Annotated in this window: 9 protein-coding genes; 8 read left to right on the top strand and 1 reads right to left on the bottom strand. The window is 47.0% G+C overall.

Annotation, left to right across the window (positions count from 1 at the left end):
- Positions 1–68: 68 nt before the first annotated feature.
- The 8 genes from AN963_RS09320 to AN963_RS09285 all read left to right on the top strand — a co-directional run bounded on the left by AN963_RS09320 (position 69) and on the right by AN963_RS09285 (position 11,248).
- Entirely contained in the window at positions 69–1,028 is a 960-nt protein-coding gene (locus tag AN963_RS09320) for an ABC transporter permease (protein ID WP_055744200.1), read from the top strand.
- A gap of 12 nt (positions 1,029–1,040) precedes the next feature.
- Positions 1,041–1,952, top strand: a complete 912-nt coding sequence (locus tag AN963_RS09315) for an ABC transporter permease (protein ID WP_055744199.1) — start codon at positions 1,041–1,043, stop codon at positions 1,950–1,952.
- A gap of 18 nt (positions 1,953–1,970) precedes the next feature.
- The gene (locus AN963_RS09310; protein ID WP_055744198.1) at positions 1,971–3,131 is read left to right on the top strand and encodes a M24 family metallopeptidase; all 1,161 of its coding nucleotides are present in this window, start codon (positions 1,971–1,973) and stop codon (positions 3,129–3,131) included.
- Positions 3,132–3,141: 10 nt separating this feature from the next.
- A complete protein-coding gene (locus tag AN963_RS09305) occupies positions 3,142–3,969 on the top strand; it encodes an alpha/beta fold hydrolase (protein WP_055744197.1) in 828 nt (275 codons plus the stop codon).
- Between the two features lie 45 nt (positions 3,970–4,014).
- Complete coding sequence (locus AN963_RS09300; protein WP_055744196.1) at positions 4,015–5,445, top strand: M20/M25/M40 family metallo-hydrolase; 1,431 nt, start codon at positions 4,015–4,017, stop codon at positions 5,443–5,445.
- A 57-nt stretch (positions 5,446–5,502) separates the two neighbouring features.
- Entirely contained in the window at positions 5,503–7,296 is a 1,794-nt protein-coding gene (locus AN963_RS09295) for a M28 family peptidase (protein ID WP_055744195.1), read from the top strand.
- 16 nt (positions 7,297–7,312) lie between these two features.
- On the top strand, positions 7,313–9,079 hold the full coding sequence (locus tag AN963_RS09290) for a M28 family peptidase (protein ID WP_055744194.1): 1,767 nt from the start codon (positions 7,313–7,315) through the stop codon (positions 9,077–9,079).
- 690 nt (positions 9,080–9,769) lie between these two features.
- The gene (locus tag AN963_RS09285; protein WP_055744193.1) at positions 9,770–11,248 is read left to right on the top strand and encodes an Lsa family ABC-F type ribosomal protection protein; all 1,479 of its coding nucleotides are present in this window, start codon (positions 9,770–9,772) and stop codon (positions 11,246–11,248) included.
- An 81-nt stretch (positions 11,249–11,329) separates the two neighbouring features.
- On the opposite strand, the gene AN963_RS09280 is transcribed toward AN963_RS09285, so the two are convergent.
- Positions 11,330–12,295: a DHH family phosphoesterase gene (locus AN963_RS09280; RefSeq protein WP_055744192.1), complete on the bottom strand. Its 966-nt coding sequence runs from the start codon at positions 12,293–12,295 to the stop codon at positions 11,330–11,332.
- Between the last annotated feature and the right edge of the window lie 93 nt (positions 12,296–12,388).

Raw genomic sequence — 12,388 nt, 5'->3', positions numbered from 1 at the left:
TCTTCCCAAGTGATTATTTTGTAAATGGATCGCTTGGGAAGAGTGATCTTCGCAAGGGAGTGCCGCTCATGACGAATTTTCTGATTGCCCGTTTGCTGCGCGGCGTCGTTACCGTGTTGGTTGCCGTGACTGCCACTTTTTTAATCCTGCGCGTAATGCCTGGCGATCCGACGACCATGATGCTGGATAATCGCGTCCCCGAGGAAATCAGGCAGCAATTATTAAAGGACTTTGGTTTGGACAAAGATTTGTTTACGCAGTACATCATTTTTCTGAAGCAGCTCTTTTTTCAATTCGACCTGGGCACTTCTTTTGTGCAAAGGGTTCCTGTGATGGATGTGATTCTGTCACGTCTGCCTTGGACTTTGATATTGATGTCGGTGTCCATGCTCATTACGACATTGATCGGAATCCCATTGGGTGTCATCGCGGCCTATCGCAAAGGTTCATTTTTGGATCAAGCGATTAATGCATTGTCGATCTTAGGTATTGCCTTGTTTATTCCGTGGCTGGGGATTATCCTGCTCTACTTCCTCGGCTTGAAAATCCCATGGTTTCCGATTGGCGGGGCTGTAACCGTCGGAGTAGAAGGCTGGGACTACATCTGGGACGCAACTCATCATCTGGTACTGCCTGTCGTGTCATTGACCATCGTTCATTTGGCTAGCTACGTGCTTTATATGCGAGCAAGCACGATAGACGTGTTGAATGAGGAGTACATTCGGACGGCACGTGCAAAAGGTTTGAAAGAACGAGTCGTGTTGTGGCGTCATGCAGTACGCAATTCCTTGCTTTCTACCGTCACGATGATGGGACTGCAGCTGGGGGCAATCGTCGGTGGTGCCATTTTGACAGAAACGGTGTTCGCGTATCCAGGGCTAGGCAGGCTGATCTATGAAGCAGTCAAGGAGCATGATTATCCGATCCTCCAAGGTACCTTCTTAATTTTGGCTGTAACAGTCGTCGTGGTGAACATCCTGACCGATATTGTCTATTCGTACTTGGATCCCAAAATTACTTACAACTAGGGGGTGAAGCAATTGGAGAATACCACATTGGTCAAAGGGAATGTCCCCAGTCCAGCGCCGCTCTCCATGCAGCCACGAACATCACCTCTGCGGGAGTTCATCAAGCACTTTCGGCGAAATCGATTAGGGGTCATGGGCTTGTACGGGATTTTGGCCCTATTGCTACTGGCCGTGCTCGCACCTATCATCAGCGATCGCCCCAGCGGGTATGGAGATGTCACAAACATGCTGCAACCACCGAGCGCGGAGTATTGGTTCGGTACTGATTCTGTCGGATTGAGTATTTTTGATCAGGTCATCTGGGGGACGCGTGTTTCTTTGTACGTGGGTCTGACCTCTGCCGTGATCTCCATCCTGATCGGTGTGCCGATTGGTTTGATCTCCGGTTATTACGGAGGCAGAGTCTCGAATATCGGGATGGCAATTACTGATATTTTTCTTACATTGCCTGTATTGCCTCTGATGATCATCATGGCTGCAGTGCTGGGGACAGGAATTAGCAATATCGCGATCATCATCGGTTTGTTCAGTTGGCCGCAGATTGCACGGGTGACGCGAGCAGAGACACTGGCGATTCGAGAAAAGCAATATATCGAAGCCGCAAGAGCCATCGGGACAAAAGAGTCCAAAATCATCTATCGTCATGTTCTCTTAAATGCGTTTCCTCCGATCCTCGTAAACATGACTATTCTCATGGGAACGTCGGTGCTTTCCGAAGCGGGCTTGAGCTTTCTCGGTTTGGGTGATCCCATGAGCTGGAGCTGGGGGACGATTTTGCAAAATGCACATGCGACAGGCGTCATTATCCATGCGTGGTGGCTGGCTCTGTTCCCGAGTGTAGCCATTGTTGTATTAGTCTTATCCTTCAACTTCTTGGGGATTGGCATCAACGAAGCCTTAAATCCACGCTTGAGAAAAAGGTAACTTTCAGGAGGGACGAAGATGTTAACCAAGATTCCGAAAGAAGCGTACGCAGAGAGGATTGCCCGGATTCAGGAATATTTGCAGGAGAGGGCGATCAGCGGATTACTTGTGACCAACACGTACAACATTTTTTACACGACGGGATTGTTTCACTTTCCAAACGAGAGGCCGGTCGCCTTGTTCGTTCCTGCTACTGGTGAATCCATTCTGTTCGTTCCCGTTATGGAGCTGGCCGAGGCCAAGCACGCAACCATCTTCCAAGACGTTCGTGACTATTTTGAATACCCGGGAGTCGTGCATCCAATCGACTGGATGATCAATAGCATCAAACAGACCTACCCGACTCTATCACAGGTGAGCATCGACGGCGGAAGTGGCGAGTTGTTTATCCGAGTGCGAGAATTATTTGCCCCCACATCCTTGTCTGTCAATCACATCGTTCATGAGATGCGTCTGACCAAAGATGCTTATGAAGTCGATCTGTTGCGTGCAGCAGGATACTATTCCGACTATATCGTCAAAAGGGGGACAGAGGTTGCTGCTCCCGGCATGTCGGAGCTCGAAATGCTGCAAACGATCTCGGGAGATACCTTGAACAAAATGATAGAAGATTTGGGCGAAGTCGTGTACGTTCCTGGTGGACCAGCAGGTGGACTTGTTCCCAGCGGACTTCGTACAGCCATGCCGCATGCACTGCCGAGTGCGAAACGAATGGAAAAAGGAGAAACCTTGATTCTGAGCTGCGGCGCAAATGTCGGAGGGTATCGCGCGGAATGTGAACGCACGTGCTTTATCGGTGATGTAAGCGATGAGCAAGCAAAAGTGCTCGAGGTGATGGCGACTGCTCAACAGATGGCGATCGAAGCCATGCGTCCTGGTAACAAGTGCTCAGACATTGACGCTATCGCACTGGACTATATCCGAAAAGCTGGGTACGGCCAATATTTGCTCCATCGCACCGGACATGGAAAGGGCTTGGAGGAACACGAAGCACCGTGGATTGAGGTAGGGGATCATACTGTACTGCGACCAGGGATGGTTTTATCCAGCGAGCCAGGCATTTACATCGAGGGATTCTCGGGTTTCCGCCACTCGGATACGATCATCGTCACGGATGACGAGCCACTAGTCGTCACTCAATTCCCCAAGCAGTTGGATCAATTAATTATCAAAGTCTAGGAGTGAGGGTATGTACACGACTATAAATGATTGCCAGATTTACTATGAGGTGCACGGAAAAGAAGATGGGGATGCGATCTTTTTTATCCATGGAGCTCCCGGATTGGGCGACTGTCGAGCTGACCGTAAAGCGTTTGCTCCCCTGGAAGAGACGAATAAGCTCGTGTTTTTGGATATGCGTGGTTCTGGCCGATCTGAGGAGAAGCCTCCCTACACGCATGAACAATGGGCAGCGGATATTGATGAATTACGCAAGCAGCTGAATTTGGACAAGATCGTGATTCATGGCGGTTCGTATGGCGGTTATATGGCTTTGGAATACGTGACGCGCTATCCAGCCCACGTGTCGCATGTCATGTTGCGCGATACAAAGCCAGGATCCGACCGTCAAGATGGTGCAACCAAACGTGCACTGGAAGCCAATCTCCCAGGATTGACAGAGGATGAGCTGGTGCGTATGTTTGCGGGCGAGATGCGATCAAATGAAGAATTGAAATCGGTATTTTTCGCCTTACAGCCCTTGTACACGGTAGAGTACGATCCAGCCGTGGCCAAAGAGAAAATCGATGGCATCTACTATCACTATGAAACGCACAACTTTGCTTTCCGTGTAAATCAACCGACATTTAACTTGCGTGACAAATTACCATCCATTGATGTGCCTGTTCTGGTCTCTGTTGGCCGTCACGACTGGATTACGCCTGTGGATGCCTCAGAGGAAATCGCGAGCCTGATTCCTCGATCCGAGCTGGTGATCTATGAAAATAGCGGGCATTCGCCACATGTAGAGGAGAATGAGAAATACTTGGGCCGCGTTAGACAGTTTCTCACAAAATAGTAGGTCATTTTGATTCCGTTCCATTGAACAAAGGAGGGTACCCTTATGAATTTGCAAAAAGTTCTCTTACATCTAGAGAAAAACTTTGACGAAGATTTGGACCGCGTTCGCGAATTTCTCCGCATGCCGAGCATCAGTTACACGGGAGAGGGAATTGAAGAGACCGCCCATACATTAAAAGAGATAATCGAAGAGCTAGGCGGAACAGCAGAAGTCGTGCCGACGAAGGGACATCCTATCGTGTTCGGTGAGTTCGATGAAGGACAGGAGCACACACTCCTGGTCTATGGGATGTACGATGTGATGCCGACTGATGAAGAGGGATGGACCGTGGATCCTTGGGGTGCAGAGATCAAGGACCTGCCCAAGTTTGGACCGTGCATCGTCAACCGTGGGGCTGTCAATACAAAAGGCCCATTAGGCGCATTCTTCAATACCTTACGCGCTATAAAAGAAGTGGATGGCAAGCTTCCCGTCAATCTGATTTTTGCAGTAGAAGGGGAAGAAGAAATGGGGAGCCGCAACTTCCCGGCATTCCTCGAACAGTACAAAGAGAAATTGTCCAAAGCAGAGGCAGTCTTGTTCCCCTTCTTTGAACAGGATGAAGTAGGAACGCCTGGACTTGTGCTTGGCACGAAAGGCTTACTCTATTTCGAACTCGTGTGCCAAGGGGGAGATTGGGGAGGCCCTACCTCTCGCGGAATTCATGGCTCCTTTAACGCGTGGGTGAAAAATCCTGCTTGGCGTCTCGTTCAAGCTTTATCAACGATGGTAGATGTGGATGAAAATATTTTGGTAGAAGGACTCCTGGATGACGTCTCCGAGATCGCTCCGAAAGAAAAGGAAATCCTGAAACAGCAAATTGAGGAAGGCATCTATGACGAAAAAGTGTTCCTCGAAAACTATGATGTGAAACGTTTGAAGTACGACGGGACCGGAATGGACGTATGGGAGAAGCTGTACAGCCGACCTCAGCTGAACATCGACGGGATCTACTCGGGATATACGGGTCCAGGTACGAAAACATTATTGCCTCATATTGCGACGGCGAAGGTCGATGTCCGTATGGTCCCTCACATGGAGCCGGATGAAGTGGTGCGCCTCATTCGGGCGCACTTGGATAAGCATGGATTTGCAGATATCGAAATGAATGTTGCCAATAAATACTACTGGTCCAAGGTGTCTGTGGAAGAAGATGTCGTTCAGGCGATGATCGAAACATATCGTACGATGGGTAAGGAGCCGCAAATCCAGCCGCTGAATCCTGGCAGCGCTCCCTATTATGTATTTGAGCGGTATTTGCAGATTCCCTACGTCACAGGAGGTATGGGCCACGGTGCTAGACAGCATTCGAGCGACGAGTATTGCACGGTAGAAGGCGTACTCGATTTTGAGAAATCGATGGCGATCTTCTTTGACCACTATTGTCAGCGAGTGTCCGGCAAACAGGATCAGCAGGAAACGATTACCAGGTAACGAGTCTGAGTTTGCATCAAACGTTTCACCCATCCTAGTTGGAAAGGGGCCATGTCCGTGATATCCGAAATTGACCAACTAGAAAAGACAATCCTGCAAGACATCTCCACTGATGTGCCATTGGAGGTGCTGGAGCGATTTCTCACTTTGGTACGCGAATCAGGAAGTGAAGACGAAAGGACGGCCGCTCGTTTTTTGGCACAATACTTGGAGAAATGGAACATTCCCCACCGCATTCATTTCCCAAATATTTATTTGAGTGTACCCAAAAAGGCTGCGGTCATTGTAACCCATCCCGGATCACGTGAAATTAAAGCAAAAACACCTTCATGCTCTGTTTCGACTGGTGATCAATGGGTAAGTGGTGCTGTCGTGTACATTCCGGCAGACGAAGCCGATCTGAGCGACGCTTTTGACCCGCTTGCGATCAATAAATACGGCGATGTCCGAGGGAAAATCGTATTGACGGATGGCTATCCAGTGTCAGGAAAAATGAAGGAATTAGGCAATGACGGGGCACTAGGCGTCATCTTCATCAGTCCTGGTCGTTACATACACGAAGGAACCGTCGGTGTTGTTTGGGGCTCTCCGGACTTGGACACGTTGGGCGAGGAACCGCAAATTCCTGCGCTGATGATCGGTAAGCAGGATGGACTTGATTTGATCAACGAATGTCAATCCGATACCGTCACTTTGCAATTTCAGACGCATCTGGATGAAGGGTGGTTTGAATGCCCGCTGATTGATATCTGGATCGAAGGGACCGAAGAACCGGATAAATACGTCCTTTTGCACGGACATTTGGATTCTTGGCATCAAGGGATCGGGGACAACGGTACGGGGAATGCTGCCTTGCTGGAAATGGCTCGTATCTTTTACAAGCACCGCGACAAGCTCAAGCGCAGCATTCGAATCGCAATATGGCCCGGGCACTCGACAGGTAGATATGCAGGCTCTACCTGGTTCGCCGATCAGTTTGGCCTGGATCTCGATGAGAATTGCATCGCCCAAGTCAATTGTGATTCGCCAGGCTGCCGCTGGGCTACTTCCTATGAAGAGATGTCGTGGATGAGTGAAGCGCAGGAGCTTTGCCAGTCCGCGATACAGGATGCCGTCGGTCAACCATCCAAAGGCTTCCGACCGCATCGGGCAGGCGATTACTCCTTTAACAACATTGGAATAACGTCATTTTACATGCTTTCTTCCAGCATCCCAGCAGAAGAGTTGGCAGAAAGGGGGTATTATGCAGTCGGCGGATGTGGCTCCAATATTGAGTGGCACAGCGAGGAAGACTTGATGCATGTAGCGGATATGGATATTTTGGTACGAGATCTCAAGGTCTACATGACGACGATCCTGCGTGTCGTGAATGCACCGATTCACCCGTTTCTCTTTACGAAGACGGTGGAAGATCTGATCGAGACGATCGAGGAATATCAGGCGTATGCAACCGATCACTATTCGTTTGACATGGTACGTAGAGAGGCACAAGAGCTCTATCTAGCTTTGGAAGATTTCAATCAGCAGGTGAAGGAACTACAGACTCCATCTATTTTGGACACAAGGGTTAAAAAAGCCAATGAAATCATTCGCAGTTTGGGTCGAGAGCTCGTCACCATCAGCTTTTCGCGGGCAGGTAAATTCCGTCACGATCTGGCCATCGATATGCCGCGAATACCGGATTTAGCTGCCGCACACCTCTTGTCCAGCTTGGAAGCTGACTCACATCCTTACCGGGTTGCTCTTACTCATCTCACCCGCGGTCAAAATCGTGTGGCTTGGAGCATGCAGCGTGCACGGAAGCTGCTGAAAACCTTTGAGCACGATGGAGTGAAAACAGGGAGCAAATGAGAAGGGAGATTGGAACATGACAAGTTACGTGAAAGAGCAAGAGAAGCTGCTGTTAGATGAAATCAATATGGAGACTCCCAAGCGGATTTTGGAAACATTCAGTGGTTTGATTCGGGAGTCTGGTAGTGAGGACGAACGAACGGCTGCACACTTTCTCGCCCAGATCCTGGAAGAGTGGGGAATACCGCATACCGTTCACTATCCTTCCATTTACTTGAGCGTTCCGAAAAATGCATCCGTTCAAGCGATTGCTCCTGTAAGCAAGACTTTTCGGGCCAAGACCCCTTCCTTTTCCGTCTCGACCAACGGAGCGACTGTTCAAGGTGAATTGGTATACGTACCCTCGGCGCAGGCTACGGACCGCTACGACATGTTCGATGCGAAGGTAAACGAAGAAGTGAATGACCTGTGTGGGAAAATCGTTATCAGTGAAGGCTTGGCGATGCCCGAAAAAGTAGCTACCTTCCACGACAAAGGCGTGCTGGGTGCTATTTTCATCAATCCGGGCAAGAATATCCACGATGGGATCTGCACCACGATCTGGGGTGCGCCGGATCTGGACACGATTGACAAGGAGCCCAAGATTCCCGTTGTCGCCGTAAACAAATCGGATGGGGAAGAGTTAAAAGCGATGTGCCAGACAGGGAGAGCCGTGATTGAACTGTCAACGAGCCTGGAGAAGGGCTGGTTTGCGTGCCCGCTGATCGATATGTTCATCGAAGGGACAGAAGAACCGGAAAAGTACATCCTCCTACACGGACATTTGGATTCGTGGCATGTGGGTATCGGCGATAATACGACCGGAGATGCGGCTTTGATGGAGATGGCACGAATCTTCTACAAGCATCGCGACAAGTTGAAGCGGAGTCTGCGGATTGCCATCTGGCCAGGCCATTCAACGGGACGCTACGCAGGCTCCACTTGGTTTGCCGATCAATTTGCTCTGGATTTGGATGCCAATTGCATTGCGCAGGTAAACTGTGACTCTCCCGGTTGCCGCTGGGCTACTTCCTATGAAAAGATGGACTGGACGAATGAAGTAGGGGATCATTGCAAACAAGCCATCTACGATGCCGTCCGAGAAGATGCAAAGGGAAAACGTCCAAATCGCGCAGGTGACTATTCGTTTCACAATATCGGGATAACTTCCTTTTACAAGCTCTCGTCCACCATTCCGCAAGAGCAGTTGAAAGAAAAAGGGTATTATCCGGTCGGCGGTTGCGGTTCTAATATTGAGTGGCATACCGAAGACGACTTAATGGATGTGGCGGATTACGAGATTCTACAAAGAGATCTGAAAGTCTACATGACATCTATTTATCGCGTCTTGCAAGCGACCGTTCTCCCTTATGACTTCCGGAAGACTGCCGATGAGTTCATCGAAACCTTACAGCAATATCAAGAAGCTGCTGGTGAGCATTTCAGCTTTGAACTCGCCGCAAGTGAAGCGAAGATTCTTCGACTGGCTTTAGAAGATTTTTATCAGGACCTAGAGCTGTTACAAGCGACGGAGGTATCATCCCCGGAAGTAAAGGCAGCGAATGAAAAGCTCTTGCAGCTTGGCAGGACGCTCATTCCCATCAACTTTACTCGCCGTGGCAAGTTTCATCATGATCCAGCAGTCCAAATTCCTGCCTTGCCCGATATCGCTCCTGCATTGCAGTTGGCGGCATTAGAGCCAGGTTCACACCGGTATCACGTTACCCGTAATCATCTGTTACGTGGACAAAATCGTGTCGTCTGGACAATGAATGAGGCAAAAAAAATTATCGGTCGATCGTAGAAAGCGCGATGTATACGAATTGAAGGGCTGCGATGAGCAGTCCTTTTTTCATTGCTAACTGAAAAACGTAAACGGGAAGGAAAAATAGCTAAGAAGACAGCGAATTAACATAATTATAATTATGTAAACATAATTGGATTAATTAATGCCGACTCATATCTCCTGTCGCAAAGTTAGCGCGAGGCTTCAGAGCAATTATACCTGTGAGTAACAACCGGAATATAAAAAAACGAAATCAATTACGAAAAATATTATCCCCCCGTTCAAAACCTATTGCGGTAGGAATTACTTATTCACAGTCGAAAAGGGAAGTGATACCTTGAAGGTGACATAGCTTGCCAGAAAGATGATGATATTTGTAATGGCCTGTGGTAAAAAATCAGCGCACGATTGAACGAACGGGTTCGATTTGATTCATGTGTTGAATTAAAAAAATGGGTATGATAAAATACGATTAACTTAATGACTGGAGTTGAAATGATAATGTAATTTTTTCTTGCTCATAAAATAAAACAAAAATGCGTTTTTTCGCATGTTTTATTTTTTATATGCAAGAAAGTTACGATATCTTTTCACTCAAACAATATTCTTATCTGACTCCATTTTGGGTTGGATTTGCTGTATTAAAATTGAGCTACAAGAGAGTAACTTTCTTGTAGCTTTTCTATTTTTATACAGGAGGATCATTTCATGTCATTAATCAATGTTACAAACCTGACGTTTGCCTATGAAGGCAGTTTCGATCACATATTTGAAAACGTAAGCTTCCAAATAGATACCGATTGGAAATTAGGATTTACGGGAAGAAACGGTAGGGGGAAGACAACCTTTCTCAACTTGTTGCTGGGTAAATATGAATACAGTGGAAATATCTCTGCGAATGTCCACTTTGAATATTTCCCTTTCCATGTCGAGAACAAGGAACAACATACCCTAGACGTTATTAACGACATCATTCCGGACTATCTTCACTGGGAATTAATGCGTGAGCTTTCTTTGCTACAGGTTTCTGAGGATGTTCTGTATCGTCCCTTCGATTCCTTATCCAACGGAGAGCAAACGAAAGTGTTGCTGGCTGCTTTATTTCTAAAGGAAAACCGCTTTCTGTTAATTGATGAACCGACCAATCATCTTGACATGCATGCAAGAAAGCTTGTCAGTGATTACCTCAAGGCGAAAAGTGGATATATTTTGGTTTCTCACGACAGATCGTTTCTTGATAACTGCGTCGATCACATCCTTTCGATCAATAAGACCAACATAGAAATCCAAAAAGGGAACTTCTCTGATTGGTGGGAAAATAAACAGAGACAAGATAACTTTGAGCTTGCTGAGAACGAAAAGCTCAAAAAAGACATGAAACGATTATCGGAAGCAGCAAAGCGAACGAGCAGCTGGTCGCACGAAGTGGAAAAAACGAAAAATGGTACAAGAAATTCCGGTTCCAAGGTAGATAAAGGGTATATTGGTCACAAGGCTGCTAAAATGATGAAACGCTCAAAATCCATTGAGCAAAGGCAGCAATCGGCTATGGATGAAAGATCGAAGCTCCTTAAGAATATTGAAAACCATGACAGCCTGAAGATTTCACAGCTTGCTTTTCACAAAAACCAACTCGCTGAACTGGACAATATTTCGATTTATTACGGTGAGAAGAAGGTTTGCACCGATGTAAGTTTTACGATTGAACAAGGGGAGCGAATTGCTCTTTCCGGTAAAAACGGCTCGGGAAAATCAAGCATTATCAAACTGATTTGCGGTGAGGATGTAAATTATACAGGCACTTTCAGAAAGGGAAGCCAGCTTAAAATATCGTATGTGTCTCAGGACACCTCGCACTTACAGGGCAAGTTGACGGATTACGCCAGAAGCCACGGGATTGATGAAAGTCTGTTTAAATCGATTTTACGGAAACTGGATTTTTCCAGGGATCAATTTGAAAAGGATATTTCCGCTTATAGCGGCGGCCAAAAGAAGAAAGTATTGATTGCGAAAAGTCTTTGTGAGAAAGTTCATTTGCATATTTGGGATGAACCCCTAAACTTTATTGATGTTATCTCTCGTATGCAAATTGAAGAGTTACTGCTTGAATACGCCCCAACGATTCTTTTTGTGGAGCATGACAGGGAATTTTGTAATAACATCGCGACCAAGATCATTGAACTTTAATGGATGTGACTGGCACTACAGGTCACCGGCATGAAGAAAAGAGCCGAAGCACATGCTTGGCTCTTTTTGTTACGTAGTGCTCTAATTGATTCGCAGGGCAGGGTACACGAAGGTTTTTAAAGTCACTCCAGTAAATGAACATCCTGACGACTTTGGATGTCCACCTCCTCCGTAATGATGTGCGATCACAGAAAGATCCACGTCCTCTCGAACCGTTCGAAAACTGATTCTCCCTTTCCCAGGATCAAGCATCGCTACGAAATCAATCGTCTCATCGTTTTTGCATAAGTAGTTTCCTGTCGTGGAGTGATATTGTTCCAGGAATACCACGCCGACTTGATAGGCTTTTGGCTCATGTAAATCGATTTCTACCGTAACATGCTTCATTTGCTTCCGCTTTTTTTGTTCAAACTCGTCCATTCGCTTTTCTTCGGTATAGATGAGAATCGATTCTAATTCCTCGAATACGAACTGATCCGTATGGACGCCTTCACCACGCAATCGTCCGATCACACTTTGAGCAAACGTATCTCTATCGACCAGATAGAATAAAATGTTCAATTGATTCGCTTGTATATTTCCGGTCGCATCCCAGTCCCACGTATCAAAGGAACGGACTAACTCAACATAGTCAGAAAGAACGCCTGTGGGAGTTAGGTATCCTTGGTTTATTAGGTAGTCAAAATAGAGGCTAGTTGCCGAGGTCTTTTTCCCTGCTTCATCTACGATAACGTTTGCCCATTCATATTTTGAAGTTAATGGCAAAGCGGTGGGGTGATGATCGATCAAGACAAACGAATGCCCTTGATCAACTTTTTTCTGAATGTTAGCAGCTACTTCTTCGTTGACGCTAACATCTGTAATCACGACATACATCTCACGGGTGAGCTCTTCTCCCATAAACCTTTGGACTTCTTGATTGACGGTGTACGGTGACACTCCACGGGTATCAACTTCTTGACCTGAAAAAGCAAGACGACTAAGAATCGCACAGGATTCTCCATCCAAGTCTTTATCACTAAAATGAACGATTTTTTGATGATTCATCAGGCAACTCCTTACCGTGTTATGATTATGACCATACAGACCACATTCTATAAGGTTTACCATCAGCCTACAAATCCTTCACCATAAAAGCGT

Source organism: Brevibacillus choshinensis (genome assembly GCF_001420695.1).
Taxonomy (GTDB): domain Bacteria; phylum Bacillota; class Bacilli; order Brevibacillales; family Brevibacillaceae; genus Brevibacillus; species Brevibacillus choshinensis.
Note: the sequence above shows the minus strand (reverse complement) of the source record. Positions and strands in the feature narration are given on the sequence as shown.